The sequence below is a fragment of the Leptolyngbya sp. FACHB-36 genome, from assembly GCF_014695955.1.
Classification (GTDB): domain Bacteria; phylum Cyanobacteriota; class Cyanobacteriia; order Leptolyngbyales; family Leptolyngbyaceae; genus FACHB-36.
In genome coordinates this window covers 1-19,356 of record NZ_JACJPG010000257.1, presented here as the reverse complement: position 1 = coordinate 19,356, position 19,356 = coordinate 1, and the positions used below count along the sequence as shown (strand labels likewise).

General features: G+C 53.6%; 14 protein-coding genes and 1 tRNA gene. 10 read left to right on the top strand and 5 right to left on the bottom strand.

Going from position 1 to position 19,356, the window contains the following annotated elements:
- Nucleotides 1-6 precede the first annotated feature (6 nt).
- From H6F43_RS06465 to H6F43_RS06455, 3 genes are all read right to left on the bottom strand, one after another.
- A complete protein-coding gene (locus H6F43_RS06465; protein WP_190341811.1) occupies nucleotides 7-1,230 on the bottom strand; it encodes a type II secretion system F family protein in 1,224 nt (407 codons plus the stop codon).
- 125 nt (nucleotides 1,231-1,355) lie between these two features.
- Nucleotides 1,356-2,468, bottom strand: coding sequence for a type IV pilus twitching motility protein PilT (locus H6F43_RS06460; RefSeq protein ID WP_190341809.1), 1,113 nt, complete (start codon nucleotides 2,466-2,468; stop codon nucleotides 1,356-1,358).
- 186 nt (nucleotides 2,469-2,654) lie between these two features.
- Entirely contained in the window at nucleotides 2,655-4,652 is a 1,998-nt protein-coding gene (locus H6F43_RS06455) for a GspE/PulE family protein (protein WP_190341807.1), read from the bottom strand.
- Between the two features lie 485 nt (nucleotides 4,653-5,137).
- Here H6F43_RS06455 and grpE point away from each other — a divergent pair, with 485 nt between their 5' ends.
- The 5 genes from grpE (at nucleotide 5,138) to rsgA (ending at nucleotide 10,554) form a co-directional block, all read left to right on the top strand.
- Entirely contained in the window at nucleotides 5,138-5,875 is a 738-nt protein-coding gene (grpE, locus tag H6F43_RS06450; RefSeq protein ID WP_190341805.1) for a nucleotide exchange factor GrpE, read from the top strand.
- 146 nt (nucleotides 5,876-6,021) lie between these two features.
- Nucleotides 6,022-7,971 carry a molecular chaperone DnaK gene (dnaK, locus tag H6F43_RS06445; RefSeq protein WP_190341803.1) on the top strand — a complete coding sequence of 650 codons (1,950 nt, stop codon included), beginning with the start codon at nucleotides 6,022-6,024 and terminating at the stop codon, nucleotides 7,969-7,971.
- 112 nt (nucleotides 7,972-8,083) lie between these two features.
- Nucleotides 8,084-9,217, top strand: a complete 1,134-nt coding sequence (gene dnaJ / locus H6F43_RS06440; RefSeq protein WP_190341801.1) for a molecular chaperone DnaJ — start codon at nucleotides 8,084-8,086, stop codon at nucleotides 9,215-9,217.
- The gene (locus tag H6F43_RS06435; RefSeq protein ID WP_190341799.1) at nucleotides 9,214-9,480 is read left to right on the top strand and encodes a sulfurtransferase TusA family protein; all 267 of its coding nucleotides are present in this window, start codon (nucleotides 9,214-9,216) and stop codon (nucleotides 9,478-9,480) included. Before dnaJ ends, H6F43_RS06435 begins: the two co-directional genes overlap by 4 nt.
- 3 nt (nucleotides 9,481-9,483) lie before the next feature.
- Nucleotides 9,484-10,554 carry a small ribosomal subunit biogenesis GTPase RsgA gene (gene rsgA, locus H6F43_RS06430; RefSeq protein WP_190341797.1) on the top strand — a complete coding sequence of 357 codons (1,071 nt, stop codon included), beginning with the start codon at nucleotides 9,484-9,486 and terminating at the stop codon, nucleotides 10,552-10,554.
- 217 nt (nucleotides 10,555-10,771) lie between these two features.
- Here rsgA and folB read toward each other — a convergent pair whose 3' ends face one another.
- Nucleotides 10,772-11,125: a dihydroneopterin aldolase gene (folB, locus tag H6F43_RS06425; protein ID WP_190341842.1), complete on the bottom strand. Its 354-nt coding sequence runs from the start codon at nucleotides 11,123-11,125 to the stop codon at nucleotides 10,772-10,774.
- A 121-nt stretch (nucleotides 11,126-11,246) separates the two neighbouring features.
- Between folB and H6F43_RS06420 the strand changes: the two genes are divergently transcribed.
- From H6F43_RS06420 to H6F43_RS06405, 4 genes are all read left to right on the top strand, one after another.
- A tRNA-Gly gene (locus tag H6F43_RS06420) sits at nucleotides 11,247-11,318 on the top strand.
- An 87-nt stretch (nucleotides 11,319-11,405) separates the two neighbouring features.
- Entirely contained in the window at nucleotides 11,406-13,274 is a 1,869-nt protein-coding gene (locus tag H6F43_RS06415; RefSeq protein WP_190341795.1) for a hypothetical protein, read from the top strand.
- A 245-nt stretch (nucleotides 13,275-13,519) separates the two neighbouring features.
- Nucleotides 13,520-14,191 carry a tetratricopeptide repeat protein gene (locus tag H6F43_RS06410; protein ID WP_190341794.1) on the top strand — a complete coding sequence of 224 codons (672 nt, stop codon included), beginning with the start codon at nucleotides 13,520-13,522 and terminating at the stop codon, nucleotides 14,189-14,191.
- 605 nt (nucleotides 14,192-14,796) lie between these two features.
- Entirely contained in the window at nucleotides 14,797-17,685 is a 2,889-nt protein-coding gene (locus tag H6F43_RS06405) for a tetratricopeptide repeat protein (protein WP_190341791.1), read from the top strand.
- A gap of 21 nt (nucleotides 17,686-17,706) precedes the next feature.
- On the opposite strand, the gene H6F43_RS06400 is transcribed toward H6F43_RS06405, so the two are convergent.
- Complete coding sequence (locus tag H6F43_RS06400; RefSeq protein WP_190341789.1) at nucleotides 17,707-18,480, bottom strand: hypothetical protein; 774 nt, start codon at nucleotides 18,478-18,480, stop codon at nucleotides 17,707-17,709.
- Between the two features lie 157 nt (nucleotides 18,481-18,637).
- Here H6F43_RS06400 and H6F43_RS06395 point away from each other — a divergent pair.
- A partial coding sequence (locus H6F43_RS06395) for an aminotransferase class V-fold PLP-dependent enzyme (RefSeq protein WP_190341787.1) occupies nucleotides 18,638-19,356 on the top strand: 719 nt, incomplete at its 3' end.

Here is a 19,356-nt window from a genome sequence, read left to right as displayed (position 1 = left end):
CCAGGTTTAACCCAACTTTTCAAACACCTTGAACATCGGTAGATACATGGACAGCAGAATCGCACCAACCATCCCGCCCAGGAACAAAATCATAATCGGTTCCATGATGCTAGTGAGTGCTTTTACTGCCTGCTCCACCTCGTCCTCATAAAAGTCTGCCACTTTCATCAGCATTTTGTCGAGTTCTCCGGTTTCCTCACCGATGCTGATCATCTGAATGGCCATCAGCGGGAACACTTGCTCTTTCTGCAAGGCGATACTAATCAAACCGCCTGTTTGAATTTCTCGCCGCGCCTCATCCACTGCGTTAGCGATCACCTGGTTACCTGCGGTGTCCCGCACGATTTCTAGACTCGTTAGGATGGGAACGCCCGATCGAGTCAGTGCGCCAAACGTCCGACAGAATCGAGCCGTCGCCGTTTTCTGAATCAAATCGCCAAACAGCGGCATCCGCAGAAAGAAGCGGTCCATCGTTTCGCGACCGACGCGGGTTTTGTAGTACTGGTTGTAGGCAAAAATAACCACCGGAACCAGAATAACCAGAATTAATACGCGGGGGCTACGCAGAAATTCACTGATTGCTAGCATAAACTTCGTGAACTCCGGCAAATCAGCACCGATGTCCTCGAAAACCTTGGCAAACGTCGGCAGGATGAATACGGTCATGCCGATGAAGATAACAGTTGCCATAATTCCGACGGTGACAGGATACGCCATCGCCGATCGAATCTGGTTCTGGAGCCGCGCCACATCCTCCAACAGCTTTGCCAGACGATTCAGTACTTCATCGAGCACGCCGCCGACCTCGCCTGCCTGAACCATGCTGACGTACAGGTTATCAAAGCATTGGGGATGCTTCCGCATGGAATCCGACAAGTTCGTTCCCTGTTGAACATCCGAGCTAATCTCCTGCAATGCCCGCTTGAGCTTGGGATTTTGGCACTGCTCAGTCAATACACCCAGTCCCCGCACCATTGCCACACCCGCGTTTACCAGTGCGGCAAACTGTCGTGAAAAGACCGCCTTGTCCTTCACGGTCACCGTTGCCAGCGACGTTTGAAGCTGTTTGAAGTCAATGTTGGTGGTAAGTCCTTTGTCTTGCCGCAGATCCCGGACAAATAGACCGCGATCGCGCAAAACGGTGCGGGCATCCGCAAGCGAATCAGCAATAACGCGTTCTCGTCTGGCGGTTCCTTGACCGTCTTGAACGCGAGCAACGAAGGTAGGCATAGCGATTACTCGATTGGAAAACGTTGTGAGATCAAGCAGTGATCCAGTTATACGCAAAATTGGGGTTCTTGATGAAGAACAATTCATTCCAGTGTTCTTCTGTCAAGAACCCGATTGTCACAAAGCTAGCGTCGTGCAGTTCCCGTCTGAGCACCTGCCGCTGGCATTCCTCCAATGAGGCGTTGGAGTTCGTCTGGACGAGACGTCTTCGACATCGCGGTCTCAAACGTGATGCTGCCAGCCCGATACAGGTCAGCCAGCACTTTCTCCAGCGTTTGCATTCCCAGCTTACCCCCGGTTTGAATTGCCGAGTAAATTTGGGCAGTTTTACCTTCCCGAATCAAGTTTGCGATTGCGGGCGTCACGATCATGATTTCCTGCGCCATGATCCGACCATACTCACCCGGTTTGGGATTTTTTCTGGGTGCTAGCGTTTGGCTGAACACCGCTACGAGGGAGTTTGACAACTGCACCCGCACCTGAGTTTGCCGCTCAGAAGGGAACACGTCGATCATTCGGTCCACGGTTTGGGCAGCGGAACTGGTGTGCAGGGTACCGAAGACCAAGTGACCCGTTTCTGCTGCCGAGATTGCCAGCGAAATTGTTTCTAAGTCCCGCATCTCGCCCACCAGAATAATGTCTGGATCTTCCCGCAGCGCGGCTCTTAGCGCGTTCGCGAAACTCTTGGTATCTTCCCCTAATTGCCGCTGGTGAATCAAGCTCTTGAGCGGTTCGTAGACAAACTCGATCGGGTCTTCGATCGTCAGAATGTGTTCTGCTCGCGTGCGATTGATCAAGTCGATCATGGCAGCCAGCGTTGTAGTTTTTCCTGAGCCGGTGGGTCCTGTCACCAAAATCAAGCCTCTGGGCTTCTCCGACATTTCCCGCACGACATCGGGCAGTCCCAGCTTGTCAAAGTTCGGAATTTTGGAGCTAAGCGCTCGCAGACAGGCAGCATACGTGCCACGGTCTTTGTAAACGTTGACGCGGAAGCGTGCTAGTCCGCGAACGCCGTAGGAGCAGTCTAGCTCCCAGTTCTGCTCTAGGTTTTTGCGCTGCGTGTTGTTCAACATACTGAAGATGAGCCGCTGGCACTCTTCAGCCGTCAAGGCTTGGTCTCCGATCGGTTGCAGATGACCGCTGATGCGGAAATAGGGCGGCAGACCTGCGGTTAAGTGCAAGTCGGAGCCGCCCATTTCAATCAACTGCTCCATCAAATCTTCAATCATCAACTCCATGGGGCTTGCTCCTTTGACGAGGGGTGTTTGTGATTACGGACTGGCACTGCCTGAACCAAGCTGCCTGACTGCCTATGAACCAAGTTAGAGATCAGTCTACCCATCAAATCCAAATTGGCTGTCAAGGGACAGCGAACTCGTGTGCAATTCTCCTTGCAGTTAGAGAAGCTGCTCAGGCGCTATTTACTACTCCTGGAAGCGAGGCGTCATGCAGTAGGGGCAATCCAGCCACTCCTGCTTCAGGTCCGCACTACACGTCCGGCAGGAAAGAGCACTCTTGCGTTTTGCTTTTAGCTCTGCCTCTAAACCGCTATCGGTGAACGTTACCCGCTCAACTTCGTCAAGGGTTGTTAAGCCCTGACGAACTAAGCTTAAGCTGTACGCCAATAGGGTCTGCATTCCTTCTTCTACAGCGGCTTCCTTAAGGGTTTCTGTAGGGGCACCACTCGTGATTAAGGTTTGCAAACGTTCAGTAACGCGCATGACTTCGTAGACGCCGCAGCGTCCCTTGTAGCCAACGCCACCGCACTTCTGACAAAGCTGGTTTCGAGTTTTTGCTTCCTGAATTTCATTAGGTTGAAGGGTGTTTGCTCTGAACAGCATCAGCTCCCCATCTCGGCCTGTCGATAAGCCAAAGCGCGCCAGTTCGTTTTTATTAGGCGTGTAGGGAAGGCGGCACTCGTCACAGACCCGGCGCACCAGACGCTGAGCCACCACTCCAATCAACGCCCCAGACACCATGAACGGCTCCACTTCCATTTCGTCGAGGCGAGCGATCGCGCCTGCTGCGTCATTGGTGTGCAGCGTAGTCAAGACTAAGTGTCCGGTCAGAGCAGCTTCGATCGCGGTCTTAGCGGTTTCCCGGTCTCGCGTCTCACCCACCAGAATGACGTCTGGGTCCTGCCGCAAGAAAGCACGTAGAATCACGGCAAAGTCCATGCCTTTCTCGCGAATCACCTGCACCTGCGTTAGACCCGGTAAGGAGTACTCGATCGGGTCTTCCACCGTACTAATATTAACGCCCGGCTCGTTGCGCTCTGCCAGTGCCGAATACAGCGTCGTCGTTTTTCCTGATCCCGTTGGTCCTGTCACTAGGATCAACCCGAACGGGCGGCGGACCATTTCTTGCACGGTTTGCAGTGAGGTTGGATCGGCAATCAGCTTATCCAGTCCTAGCTGCGTGGCCTCATTGTCCAGAATTCGCAGCACCACTTTCTCTCCGTAACGGCTAGGCAGCGTGCTGACCCGGAAATCGATTTTACGTCCATCGTAGACGCGGCGAATGCGACCATCCTGTGGTAAGCGACGCTCCGCAATGTCTAGCTGGGCGATGATTTTAAATCGCGCCGTTACGGCAGGAATAATCTTCTTGGGGAAATAATCAAACGCCTCTCGCAGCACGCCATCTTTACGAAAGCGAACGCGCAGGTTGTCTTCTTGTGGCTCGATATGGATGTCAGACACACCTTCTTGTAGCGCTTTGATCATAATTTTGTTGACCAAGGCAATGATTGGTGCGGCTTCAGCATCGGAGACATCTAGGTTGGCTTCGGCGTCATCAGATGCCTCTTGCAGGTCTAGGTAGCCCAATCCTTCCAGATCGGCTTGCACATCAACCTTGGATTCTGCCTCGATTTGCTTCTGTCGCTCGACTTGCTCGTCTAGATAGTTGTTGATCAGACGTTGGTAGTCTTCAGCCGTAATGACCAATCGCTGTAACGCCAGTCCCTGCTGACGGAGAATTCCGTTCAGAACGTCTTGGGCCTCTAGGTTGTCTGGAGCGACCATTGCTACTAGAACAAACGGCGGCTGTCCCTCGCTCTTGGATAGCGGCACCATGCGGTAGCGACGACAGAGATCGATCGAAATTAGCGATCCGATCAATTCCCCGACTTGACTGGTTGGAATTTGATTGATTTCCGGATCGAGCGACTCGACCCCGTAGAGAATCTTTAGTTCGAACAGCTGTTGCTTTTTGTACTGCCGCAGCAGCTCTGGCGGAAGTTGCTGGCCTGTGATGCTTTCTAGAACATCTAGTAGAGGTCTTCCCGACTTACGGCTCTCGATCAGTGCCTGCTGCATCTGGTCGTTGTTGACGTAGCCCGACTGAACCAGTTTATTTCCAAATGGAGAGAAATTATTTTGAACAACAAGGGCGCGGCGCGGCGATGAGGAATTAGCCATGGCGGGTGAAGAAGAACTCCTTAGAACATTCCCAGATCTTGAGCGAGGCTCGACAAAGGCAGCTACTTTAACTAAGCGACTGCTTTAGCTGAATGGTTAAATTGAGCAGTCCGGCGGCAATGGACAGTTACAAATCTACAGCTCAACTATCTAGGTTCCTTTGATAATACCCGCTACAGCTGCCTTCGTTCGACAGTCGGTTGTGATCCCCTGCTCTTTCACCCAAATCAAAACCTAGACTCAAATAACTACAAGAAGTCACTCTTCGCAGTAGCGCTCAGTTGATGCTCATGCTACTGGGTAGCTGGCTGATGAGTCATAAGGCTCGATTGCACTGGGCAGCGATCAAAAATTTGAACTACAGTTAAAGACGAGACACAAGTAAACTGCGGAGGTTTTAACTCCTGCGGTCGCGTTCTCCCTATAGCGTATAGGATAAGTTTGGTAGCCAAGTAAACAGCCTTCAGGATTGGGGTTACGCCGTAATGATTGATGAAGAAAATCAGCTAGGTGGTGCACAACATTCAACTGTCGGTTCCTCGGATGCCGCAACTGCGGAGTCGTTTGAAGGACAGAGTGAAGATGCGACGCCAGATGCTCAAGTAGATGTGCAAACTGAAGCAGCCACTGTTGTCGATTCAGCGAACGGCGCAGATGTGGCAGGATCGGTAGGTAATTTGGATACCGATCAACAGACTGGTGTCATCGCTGAGTTACAGAACGAAATTGCAGCACTTAGAGCGCAGGTAGAAGAGCGAACGGGGCAATGTGTGCGAATTGCGGCAGACTTTGATAACTATCGCAAACGCACGCAGCGAGAGCGGGAAGATTTGGAGCAGCAGGTTAAGTGCTCCACAATTAATGAACTGTTGCCGGTTGTTGACAACTTTGAACGTGCTCGATCGCACATCAAACCGCAAACCGATCAAGAAACCACGATTCATAAAAGTTATCAGAGTGTCTACAAGCAGCTAGTGGATTGCCTCAAGCGCATTGGAGTCGCTCCAATGCGATCGGAAGGCAAAGAATTTGATCCCAATCTGCACGAAGCGGTGATGCGGCAGCCAAGTGATGAGTATCCCGAAGGCACGGTGCTGGAGGAGTTGCAGCGCGGGTACATGCTAGGCGAGCGGGTGCTGCGTCATGCATTAGTCAAAGTTGCAGCGGCTCCAGAGCCAGCGGCAGTGTCCGATGAGTCTGATCAAGGTGTGCAAGATGGCTAATTCCATCTCCGACGATCGCTTCCACGGCAACGTGGGAATATTCTCGATCAGGTTGACGGAATTGCTCGACAATTGTGGAATAGTCCCATAAAGCCTGTCATCGAAACGAACACCATTCACGCTGCGTCCTTTTATCGCCACTCGCTATGGGAAAAGTCATCGGGATCGACCTAGGCACGACAAATAGCTGCGTTGCCGTGTTGGAGTTGAATCAACCCAACGTGATTTCTAACTCTGAAGGCGGACGGACAACTCCCAGCATTGTCGGATTTGGTAAGTCAGGCGATCGCCTCGTTGGTCAACTGGCGAAGCGGCAAGCTGTGACGAATGCCGAAAATACGGTTTTCAGCATCAAGCGCTTTATCGGTCGCCGCTGGGAAGATACAGAGCTAGAGCGTTCCCGCGTTCCCTACACCTGCGTCAAGGGAAAAGACGATACCGTAGATGTGCAAATTCGGGGACGTAATTTTACGCCGCAGGAAATCTCGGCGATGGTACTGCAGAAACTGAAGCAGGACGCCGAGAACTACCTGGGAGAGCCTGTGCAACAGGCAGTCATTACTGTTCCTGCCTACTTTAGTGATGCACAGCGACAGGCAACCAAGGACGCGGGAACGATCGCAGGCTTGGAAGTGCTGCGCATCATCAACGAGCCAACAGCGGCAGCTTTGGCGTACGGCATGGAAAAGCAGGACCAGGACCAGTGCATCCTGGTGTTTGACTTGGGAGGCGGTACCTTCGACGTGTCCATTCTGCAAATGGGCGATGGCGTCTTCGAGGTAAAGGCAACGTCCGGCAACAACCACTTGGGCGGCGATGACTTTGATGACTGCATTGTGCGCTGGATGATCGAGGACTTCAAGCAGCAGGAAGGCATCGATCTATCTGTCGACAAAATGGCGCTACAACGCCTGCGTGAAGCGGCTGAAAAAGCCAAAATTGAGCTGTCTGGCACGCTGACTACGTCGATCAATTTACCGTTCATCACCGCAGACGAAACTGGACCAAAGCATTTAGAGACTGAGTTAACTCGCGCTAAGTTTGAGGAACTCGTCAATCATCTGGTGGAAAGCACGATTGAACCCACTGCCCAAGCGCTGAAAGATGCGAACTTAGAAATCGACGAGATTGATCGAATCCTTCTCGTCGGTGGCTCAACGCGAATTCCAGCCGTGCAAAATGCAATTCGCAGCTACTTTAACGGCAAACCGCCCGATCGCTCTGTTAATCCTGACGAAGCCGTGGCGCTAGGAGCGGCAATTCAGGCCGGCGTTCTGGGCGGCGAAGTGAAAGATTTGCTGCTGCTAGATGTGACACCGCTGTCGTTGGGTATTGAAACTCTAGGCGAAGTCTTTACGCGCATCATTGAGCGCAATACGACGATCCCCACCAGTAAAACGCAGGTGTTTTCCACGGCGACGGACGGACAAACTTCGGTGGAGATCCACGTCCTGCAAGGCGAACGGGCGATGGCAAAGGACAACAAGAGCTTAGGGAAGTTTCAGCTTAATGGCATTCCTCCCGCTCCTCGGGGAGTACCTCAAATCGAAGTGTCCTACGACATCGACGCGAACGGAATTTTGAAAGTTTCGGCGCTAGACAAAGGCACGGGACGGGCACAAAGCGTCTCCATCACTAATACGGGTGGACTCAGCTCGACGGAGATCGATCGAATGCGGCAGGAAGCTGAACTCTACGCCGAAGACGACCTTAAGCGCCAGAAGCTGATTGAGAAGAAGAATCAGGCAGATGCATTGTTCTACAGCTATGAGGTTACTCTCCGCGACAATAGTGAACTGATTGCCGAGGATCTCAAAGCTCAGGCGAACGATCGGGCCACAGAACTCAAAGCCGCGTTTAATGATCCGGCGGCTAAGGTGGACACCGTAGAGCACCTGCTTGAAGTCTTCCGGCAAACCCTGCTAGCAATTGGAGAAAACATTTACCGTCAAAGCCAAGTGAACAGCTCTGAGCATCTCGACGATTACGGCAGCGATACTGTAATTGCTCCTCAACAGACGCCTTCAGGTTTAGACGATGATGACAGCTTAGATAACGACGCCACCATTACCGCCGATTACGAAGCGGTAGATTAGAGATAGAGTGTGGATGAAGGGATGGGGTGTGATGAGCAACACCCCAAACCCGACCCCCAGTCTGTTAGTGATTTAGCCCCACACATCCCTTTACCCCTCGAAGCAGCACTCTATGGCTCGTGACTACTACGAAATTCTTGGTGTTTCCCGTGACGCCGATAAGGAGGAGATCAAGCGTGCCTATCGGCGTTTAGCCCGCAAATACCACCCGGATGTCAATAAAGAGCCGGGGGCGGAGGATCGGTTTAAAGAAATTAACCGGGCTTACGAAGTGCTGTCTGAACCGGAGACTCGCGAACGCTTCGATCGTTTTGGTGAGGCAGGTGTCAGCTCTGGCGTTGGAGCAAGTGGTTTCCAGGACTTCGGTGATATGGGCGGATTCGCCGATATCTTTGAAAGCTTTTTTAGCGGCTTTTCGGGCGGCATGGGTACGCAAACTGCTCGTCGTCGTAGCGGTCCGGTTCGCGGCGATGATCTGCGACTGGATCTAAAACTGGATTTCCGCGAAGCGGTGTTTGGCGGCGAAAAAGAAATTCGGATCAGCCATCTGGAAACCTGTACCACGTGTAGCGGTTCGGGAGCAAAGCCAGGAACTCGCCCTCGCACCTGTACTACCTGCAACGGAGCAGGTCAGGTCCGTCGCGCCACCCGCACGCCGTTCGGCAGCTTTACCCAAGTTTCGGTTTGTCCGACCTGCAATGGCACGGGTCAGATGATCGAGGATAAGTGCGAAGTTTGCAGCGGTAATGGACAGCGGCAGGAAACGAAGAAGCTGAAGATTACGATTCCTGCTGGAGTCGACAACGGTACACGACTACGCGTTTCGGGTGAGGGAGACACGGGGCAGCGCAGCGGTCCTGCAGGAGACTTATACGTTTACCTGTTTGTCAACGAGGACGCTGAATTTCAGCGGGAAGGTATTAATATCTTGTCGGAGCTGAAAATCAGCTACTTGCAAGCCATTTTAGGCTGTCGAACCGAGATCAACACGGTGGACGGTCCGCAGGAACTGCTAATCCCGCCTGGAATTCAACCAGACAAAGTGCTGACTCTAGAAGGCAAAGGCGTTCCCAAACTGGGCAATCCGGTGAGCCGAGGTGACCACTTAATTACGATTCAGGTAGAGATTCCTACCCGAATCTCACCAGAAGAGCGAGAGCTGCTAGAGAAATTGGCGAAGCTGCGGGGCGATCGCGTGGGAAAGGGCGGGATTGAAGGATTTTTTGGCAAGGTGTTCGGCGGATGAACCAGTCAGACACTGCGCGCCCCGACGCTCAACTCGATCTGCGGGGTACGCCCTGCCCAATTAACTTCGTGCGGACCAAGCTGCGTCTAGAGCAACTGCCGCCCGGTTCGCTGCTGGAAGTTTGGCTCGATCCGGGTGAGCCGATCGAGCAAGTTCCAGACAGCCTGACGATGGAAGGATATGGCATTGAGCAAATCGAGGACCACTCTGACTTTTTTGCTATCCAGGTTCGACGACCCCTCACCTCTACAGCTGACTGCTGACGTATGAGTACAGCATCGCCAAACCCGCTTTCCCTGGTGGGAACCGTGCTGGCGATCCAGGCGAATTATTATCAGGTTCAACTTAATCCGCCCGAGGCACGGATGCTGCTTTGTACCCGTCGATCGCGCCTGAAAAAGCTTGGGCAGCGCGTCATGGTCGGGGACCGAGTTGCCGTTGAGGAGCCAGACTGGATCGATGGGCGCGGTGCGATTTCGCAGGTATTTCCCCGCCGCTCTGAACTCGATCGCCCCCCCGTCGCCAATGCTGACCAAATTCTGCTGGTGTTTGCGATCGTTGAACCCACCCTCGATCCTCACCAGTTGAGCCGCTTTTTAATTAAGGCAGAATCGACGGAATTGGACGTTCGCTTGTGCCTAAGTAAGTCCGATATGGCCACGAAAGAGGAGCAGCACAACTGGCACGATCGCTTGCAGACGTGGGGCTACGTGCCTACCTTTATAAGCGTGCGAAAACACTTAGGACTGGTCGAGTTAGCATCGCATTTGCATGAGAAAATAACCGTTGTCTCTGGTCCATCTGGCGTCGGCAAATCCAGCTTGATTAATTACTTAATTCCAGACGTGGATTTGCGAGTTGCGGCGGTGTCTGGTAAGCTGGCGCGCGGTCGCCACACCACACGGCACGTCGAACTGTTTGAGTTGCCCTCAGGCGGTCTACTGGCAGATACTCCAGGCTTTAACCAACCAGAGCTAGATGCTGCACCGCAGGACCTTGCAGGTCTTTTTCCAGAAGTTCGTCAGCGGCTTGCGGTTCAATCCTGTCAGTTTGCGGATTGTCTGCACCGAGATGAGCCGAATTGCGCTGTACGAGGCAACTGGGAGCGCTACGACCACTATCTAGAATTTTTAGGCGAGGCAATTACCCGGCAGCAAGCCTTAGACAAACTGGGTGATGAGGAAGCGAACCTGAAGCTGAAAACAACGCGTCAGGGGCAGCAGTACGAACCAAAGCTAGAGACGAAGAAGTATCGACGGACGTCGCGCCGTGTTCAGCAGCAGGAACTTCAAGGCTTGCGGCATGAACTTGACGAATCCAGTGCTGACGATGAATAGCAGGCTCCGAGGCAGGCTAACCCTTCTGTGGTAGTGGCGACGTCAGCCGTCAAAACCGAATTGCTCTAAGAGTTTAAGAACTTATTAAAGTTACAGCAAAGTTGAATTTCTCTAGGTAATTTGAATAGCGAGATACCTCCTAACTGCGTCTCTAGCCCCATTGACTCTACCAAGTTGGTAGTTGCATGGGGCTTCATTCTGCAATGAACTAGCCGTATTAGCGGGATCGCGTAAGCTCAATGGTGATCCTGCCGTCGAAGCCTGGAATTGGAGCAGTCAGCTTAGAGAGACTGACTCGCACCTGCTGCACAGGCGGTTGCAACACTGCCTCAACGATCGTTGTTGCTAACCGCTCTAGCAGTGCTGCCTTGGAGGTCTGAATTAGCTGCTGCACGGTCGCGATCGTGGCGCGGTAGTCTAACGTGCTGTCTAAGCGATCATTCTGCCCAGCAGCGGACAAATCCAGCCACAGTCTGACATCTACCTCAAACCACTGTCCCAGCACCTGCTCTTCTGGCAAAGCGCCTACATAGCCGTAGCCACGAATTCCCTTCAGATCAATTACATCCATCCGATCCATACTGCCTCCATGCTTGATTGCGGTTAATTTCGCTCCACCTACTTCCAGTCAGATTCGCTAAAATAGTTGACAGGTCGCTAGGATTCTGCGACATTAGTAAAGCACAGATTTTGCGGGTATAGCTCAGTGGTAGAGCGTCACCTTGCCAAGGTGAATGTCGCGCGTTCGAATCGCGTTACCCGCTTACGCTCATAACAAAACTGCAATAAAGCCTGGCGATCGCGCTGCTGCTCATTAGAATTGAGCACGTTTCGTCATCAGGCTGCTAGCTATGAATTTGCCATTTGTTCTCAACATTGCGATTGGGTTAATTTTCGTTTATTTAACGCTGAGTCTATTAGCATCGGAGCTTCAAGAACTGCTGGCAACGCTTTTACAATGGCGAGCGCGACATTTGAAAGAGTCGATCGAAGTGTTGCTGGCGGGGGGTACGGCAACCCCAGAGCAGGAACGAGCAAAAGAGTTAGCCGACAGGCTGTATAACGACCCGCTGCTGAGAAATATTAATCAAGAAGCAAAGGGACTCGTAACAGGAGCCGTACGAAAAATGTCCCGCTGGGTAATTCGAGACAATCGCAAAGGAGCGTTTGGAGCGAATCAAGCGACAGGACCTTCTTATATTGCCTCCGAGACGTTTGCAACCTCGCTACTCGAACGATTGGGGATTCCTAACTTAGCGGAAAAGCTGACAGAAGTTCGACTAGAACGATTCATTTTTCGTATGGTGGGTAGCTATGCAATCAATCGCAGCGGCGCGATCGATTTTCCTGATAGTTCTTGTGCAGATGGTTGGCAGAAAGGTCGAATTCGAGTAATTGCAGAGAAGCTGAATGTTCCAAACCTGAATGATGATAAAGACTTTCAAACTCTGATTGAGGGCTACAACGAAATTCTTGATACGTTTAAGGCGGGCGAAGCCGCCCTCGAAACATGCGTTAGTCGGCTGAACGAAGCATTCGATAGCTATATCACTGCTTCTGAAGACGATAAAGATCCCGCCTTTGTTCGACGATTGCGATCGTATAAGCGGGGACTATTCGGCGAGAACAATGAGCGAGCGATCGTGGCAGGGGGACTACAACCCAGCATTGCTGAGATTGCTGAGCTTATGAATCAAACCAGTTGCACCTATCGAGAAATTAGTAGTTCATATCAAGCAATTTCGACCCGAGCAGAACCAATTGAGGAGAAAGTGAATAATGAAGTTGGGTTACAGCTTGAAAAATATAATCAAGAGCTAGAGAAGCCTGTCACACTCGCTCAGCTTACGAACGAGAATCAGCAGCTTTTTGTCAACGACGCATTGAGTAAACTGGTAGCAGAAAAAGCGTTGAGCGAGGACGATCGCGCACTGTATGAACGCTATCAAACGTACAAAGACATTCAAACTGCTCTTGACAAGATGCCGCAATCGCTAAGACAGAGCTTATCCAGTTTGGCGCGGCGAGCAGAGACGCGATCGCAAAGAGTTGGCAACGATCTCAGCCAGTTTCGAGATGAAATTGCCCTTTGGTTTGATCGCTCGATGAATCGCTCCTCGGGCGTCTACAAACGGAATGCGAAAGGGGTGGCGATCGCGATTGGAATCTTTCTTGCCTCGTTCACTAATGCGGATTCATTCTATGTTACCGATCGCCTAACCAGCGATGAAAACTTGCGCGATGTTATTACAGCGCAAGCCACGCGCTTAGTCGAAACAAACGGCAGCAATCCTTCACGGCTTACGAGTGCAGAATTAGAGCAGTTAAAAGACGCTACCGATGTTGCTTTGAAAAAACTTGCGGTTCCCGTTGGTTGGAGCGCGGTCAATCTTGGTCAGCAGTTCAACTGTCGATCGCAGCGCCCGACAGCGCCCATTAACGATACTGATTCTGAGTGGACGAAACTGTTCAAGCAGTGTTTACCTAATCAGTCATCGGCTGAAACCGCGCTTATTCCGCTGAAAATTGCCGAAATTGGCTTGCGCTACCCAATTGATCTCATGCGAATGCTGCTGGGCTGGATTGTCACAGGTATCGCGATCGCGATGGGTGCCCCGTTCTGGTTTGACTTACTCGGCAAAGTGGTCAATGTCCGAAATGCAGGCGCGAAGCCAGCTTCACGGGCAAACCAGTCGCGCAGCGATCGCGCAGACCCTTGATTTCTGCCACGAGTGCAGCAGGGCAGACGTTTGACTACCTAGGATCCGGATGGGGTCGATGCAGCACCGAATCTGCACTCAATTGATGCTGTAGAGAGATTAGCCATTTCTGAAACAAGCAGGGGTTGCGGTTGATGCACGATCAAGAGGATGCATACCACATCGCGTAAACTAGCGATGAGCTGTACTGTGACCCAGCGCTATCGCTCGAACGTTGCATCCTCTTCATCTACGCCTTCCCCTTCATGAATTTCATGTTGCTGAGATCGCTGGCGATCTCCCTGCTGCTTGCCACGCCTGCATTTGCTCAATCTGCTAGCGACTACCGCCAGCGAGGACTGAGCTACCGAGAACAGGGACGCTACCCAGAGGCGATCGCTGCACTGAAGCAATCCGTAGACCTAGAACCGAACAACCTTTCGGGTCGAGTGCTGTTGGGTTGGACGCTGCATCGAGCCGGACAGACTACCGCTGCGGCAGACGTGTTGCAGCAGTCGCTCTCCCTGAATCCATTTGATGTCCCTACCTTGAATGCATTAGGGATTGTCTACCTGGTCGGTGGACAGCTCATCGCTGCCGTTACCACACATAGTTGGGCAGCGTACCTCAAGCCAAATAACGAAATTGCCCACTACAACTTGAGTCTGGCATGTGAGCGGTTGCAGCAGTATGCGTGGGCGATCGCGACCGCAACCGAAGCCGCAAGACTAGAGCCGAGTAATCCTCATCCGTTTGTGGCGCTAGCAATCGCGCACTGGGGACGCGGCGATCGTCCTGCCGCGCAACAAGCCTACCAGCAGGCGTTGGGCGTGGATGGTCGCTACGGAGATGCTGGATTTCTTGACTACCTTAACGAAGCGGGATTTAGTTCTGAGCAAATTCGCACTGCCAAACAAGTGCTGCAAGCAAGTCGCTGATGCTCTTACGCGGCACCTCAAAAAGAAACTCCCCAACTCAACGCAAGAGTCGGGGAGCCAATTAGGGTGCATCTACCACTTAGCGTTTTCTGGAGTAAGAGGCAGATATCCGGACAGCTTTTTGGAAAAGGGCACCTCAAAAAGAAACTCCCCAACTCAACGCAAGAGTCGGGGAGCCAATTAGGGTGCATCTACCACTTAGCGTTTTCTAGAATAAGAGGCGGATATCCGGACGGCTCCTTGGAAAATCGCTGAAGTTTGGGGCATTTTGTTTGAAGTTTCCGTAACTTTTTGGACACTCAGCCGTCTACGCCAGTAGCGCGTGCCATGATCGATAAAGACTTGACAGAGTTAGGTACGCTTCCTCGTTGCATCTACCGACGCTTTTTGAGAACTGCACATTGAACGCTGAACGCAAAAGACCCCGACTTGATCCAACGATGGCGGCTGGCGCTCTGAGGAGTAGGACGGGCAGGCGGGCTGTGCGTGGTGAACTAGTCAATTTTCTGCCGGATGAATAAGCTGCTTCGTTGTTTATGTTAAGCGTAGCGAAGCCTGGTCAATTACCATAGGGCAGAGGGTGTAGGTAGTCTTGGAGGGTAGCTGTGACCCAGGAATTTCACGTGTCGGTGACTCCAATTCGAGGCAATGAGTACCTCGTTAGAACAGAGCGAGTTGCACCGGGCGTGCCGCTGGCAGAAGAGCAGGTGACATGGCCCATCGACGACTGGCTGACGCAGGCAAGCGTGCTGATGAACGATCCGCTAATGGGCGTACTGCGGGGCGATCCACTCCATTCTTTACCAGAATTAGAAGCTTTATCAGGAACCTCTGGCACGATCGATCCGCGATCGGCAGGCTTGGGCGCACTGGGGCGACAGCTCTACAATTCGCTGTTCCAGGGAACCATGCGAGAGAGCTGGATTATGGCACGGGGCATTGCTCAGAACCGACAGGAGCGCCTGAGGTTGCGCTTGGGACTCAAAGATACCCGACTGCCGCGCTTGCCCTGGGAAGTACTCCACGGGGGCGATCGACTCATTGCCACCGGCACAGATGTTTTATTCTCTCGCTACCACTCCGGCGTATCCGTGCTGTCCTCGCTGGGGGCGCTGAATTCACCACAGGCTTCTGACCAGCCGATTCGCATTCTCATGGTGTTAGCGGCTCCCACTGACCAAGCGGCACTGGCGCTAAAGCAGGAAGCCCAGCACCTGCAAGACGAATTGCAGTCCTTCCGCCGCAGCGGCAGCGGTGGCGGGCAAGTGATCAACCTGGAACTGACGATTCTTGAGCAGCCCGGACGAGAACAACTAGCGCAGGCGCTGGAACACAATCATTATCAAGTCTTTCACTACGCTGGCCACAGCGATTTGGGAACATCCGGCGGCAGCTTGTATCTGGTCAGCCGCAAAACGGGCTTGACCGAAGCGCTTAGTGGCGATGATCTGGCTGGACTGTTAGTCAACAATGGCATTCGCGTCGCCGTATTTAATTCCTGTCGGGGTGGCTACACGGCGACTGCTGATCCCGCTGATGGGCAAAGTAATCTAGTCGAGGCGCTGGTAAAGCGGGGCATTCCAGCGGTGCTAGCCATGGCGGAGCGGATTCCAGATGACGTTGCGCTTAACCTCAGCCGCCTGTTCTACCGCAATTTGAAGCAGGCGTATCCAATCGACCTCAGCCTCAGTCGCGCTCGGCAAGGGCTGATCGCGTCCTACACGTCTCGCCAGCTCTATTGGGCGCTACCCGTGCTGTATCTACATCCGGAATTCGACGGCTACTTGCAGTCATTGAATCTGGACTTGAGCGATCGACCAGAGAACCTGCTGATCGATGAGGTAGAGGATGACGCCATACTGTCTGCACGGTCTGCCGCGCTGGATGACCCCTTTATTGAGGCAGATTTTGACGACTACCTTGATGACGATTACGGCGAGCCGTTTGACGCTGACGATCCGGAAGCCGATCCTGACTACGAAACCGATGCCGCCACGATCGCGCAGATGATCGATCAGCTGACTCGATCCACCCCAGTTGTCGAACGTCCACTGCCTGCACCACCGGGGGAAGATTTGCTACCAGATCGGGACGATGCCCGACCCAGCTATCCAATCCTGGCGGAGAATCCTCGCTACAGTCCACCACTGGTACCCACAACTCCCCCAACGCGTCCTGTCTCTAATGCCGAAGCCTCTGCGATCGCCGTCGCTAACGGTGGGGCTGGCATGTCCTCAGATCTAGAGCAAATGCTGGCAGATGCAGGCAAACTGACTGAGGCGATCGCCGTCTGCAATCAGGCAATCCAGCGCAATCCTCACGATGCCACTGCCTACCATCGGCTAGGGCTAGCGCTGGCTGATCAGGGGTACGTGTCAGAAGCGATCGAGGTCTACCATCAAGCCTTGCAGCTTGACCCTCAAGCTGCTGAGGCGCACAACAGCCTGGGACTGGCGCTTTATCAGCAAGGCAACCTCAGTTCAGCGATTCATGCCTTTAACCGAGCAATCCAGCTAGATCCCAGTTTGACGGATGCTTATCATAATTTGGGCAGAGCGATGCACAAACAGGGAGACAGTACACCCTCCCGTACTGGAACGATTGCTCCGACACCAATAATCGCGCAGGCGGCGGATGTTAAGACACCAAAACCGCCGCGCCGATCGGTGCACTGGCGTGGCCTGAGACAGCTGCCGCTGCGATGGATAGGAGCCGGAACGATCGGCGCGGCGCTGCTGCTGCTCGGTGGCTGGGTGGCTTACAATCAGCTAACTCGTCCGGCGATCGAGGTCCGGTTCTCTGGACCATCTCCCGATGCCGCAGGCAACCAAGGCGATCTGCGGCAGGTTAGCACAGGAGTTGTGGCAAACCTAGCGGCTGAGCAGCTCAACAAAGGCAATATTCCTGCCGCTCGGCCAGCCGTAGAGGCGCTGCTACAGCGGGGTGCTCTAACGCAGGCGATCGCCGCCCTGACGCCGAGCCTAGGCAAGCAGCCAGACGACCCAACGCTTAATTTCTGGATGGGGCGAGCGGCGTGGCAATCGGCAAAAACGGGTAATCGGGACTACACGGCTCAAGACGCCCGACGATTCTGGGAAACGTCAGCGAAGCGGCAGCCCAACCCACTGGTTCAAAACGCGCTGGGCTTTGCCTACTATGAAGAAGGCGAGATCGATCGAGCGGGTCGCGCTTGGTTTCGAGCGCTGCAGCTGCTGGGTGAGCAAGGGGCGGCGCCAAACGGGGCAGGCCGTGCCACAACGCCCGCACCCGTCGATGCTCTAACGGCATATGCAGGCATTGCCCTGACAATGACAAAATCTGCCGCGAATCAAACTCCTAGCCGTCGAGCAATGCTGCTGAGCGAGGCAACCCGACTGCGCCAGAAGGTGATGACCGACGATCCAGTTGCCTTTGCGCCCGACGCACTGTCACAAAATTGGCTCTGGAGCGAAAAATCAATTAAGGACTGGCGATCGCTACAAGCCTTGAAGTAGCGATCAGCAATTGGCGGCTGGCTAATTCCCTAGCCATGACGACAGGGATCGACGCTTGCGAAGGTCGAGGGAGTCCGTTAAATTTGCTTTTCCCCAATCGAGGGGATGATTCTCCCCAGCGGGAACCACAGTAACTGGGGCTGGCTGAGCGAGCTTAGACTTTGTGATGGAACGGGGCGCTGGCTGCATGGCTCGCAGCGTCATTGCCTGTGATCGAACGGCCTGCGATCGATTAGAACGCATCGTAACGGGTGTTTGAGTCGGAGCCGGATAGCGGACAGGGACAAGCGGTTGGGCAGCCGTGAAAGGGCTAGTCGCTGGCGAGTAAGGCTTCGATCTCTGACGAGATCTGTCCATGCGCGGCGACTTCGGGCGCGATCGGCTTTTTTGATGCGTCCGATTCATCAGCCGAGACTGGTGAGGTCGGGCTAGCTGTTTGGAAATCAGAATTGATCCTGCGGTGCAACTCAGCGCGATCGCGCCAAACATCCACAAGGGCAGGTGCGTGTCGCGCGTGGCTGGACGAGTGACGGTCGCCGTATGAGAGCCAAGCGCCGAGCCAGACGCCGATCGTCCCTTCGAGAAGTTCGGACTCAGCAGACTACTAACCGAAACCACTGCCACCATCAGCAGCGACGACCATAAACCGCCCCAAAAGATCATCGGGCGCTTCTCTAGCACTTGAACCAACGCCTGCGCCGTTAGCTGCTGCGTCTTGCCTGCCGGAAGCAGGTGATTCTCCTGCGGAGACGCCTCGCGAACGCTGGGTCGCGGTTGTTTTCGACGCTTCTCCATACCTATCCTCGCTGGGTGAATCGCAACACACCCCAAATTTTACTCAAAGGTTTTTAAATGAGCATCGCTAAAAGTATGAATTTGCGATAAACACTACCTAAATTGCTTAAAACCCGCCTGGTAGAATGCAGAAGCTTTGCTATCCCTTACGACTTCCATGACTACGGGTTCCTCTACCACTCCCTCCCTCGACTCCTACCGCCACCAGTTTCCGGGCTTACAGGACAAAGCTTATTTCAACTATGGGGGACAGGGACCCATGCCCGACACCGCGATCGCCGCGATTCAGCAGTCATTTCAGCGGATTCAGCAGTCGGGTCCCTTCTCTCGCAAGGTGAATGCGTGGGTGACAGAAGAAGGAGAGCGCACGCGAGCCGCGATCGCGGCTGAACTCGGCGCGCCTCCCACAACGATCACCCTGACTGAAGATGTATCCGTTGGCTGCAACATTGCGCTGTGGGGCATCGACTGGCGATTTGGCGATCATTTGCTGCTGTCGGACTGCGAGCATCCCGGCATCATTGCCGCCGCGCAGGAGATTCAGCGGCGGTTTGGCGTTGAGGTTTCTACCTGCCCGCTGAAGGCAACGCTGAATGAGGGCGATCCAGTGGAGGTGGTAGCGCGGGGACTGCGATCGAGTACTCGTCTCGTTGTGCTTAGCCACATTTTGTGGAACACGGGGCAAGTCTTGCCAATGGCAGAGATCGTCGCTGCCTGCCACAGCTACAACCGCACTCGTCCGGTACGCGTACTGGTAGATGCTGCCCAATCTGTGGGTGTGCTGCCGCTGAACCTGACTCAGCTAGAAGCTGACTTTTACGCCTTCACGGGACACAAGTGGTGGTGCGGACCCGAAGGCGTTGGCGGGCTGTATGT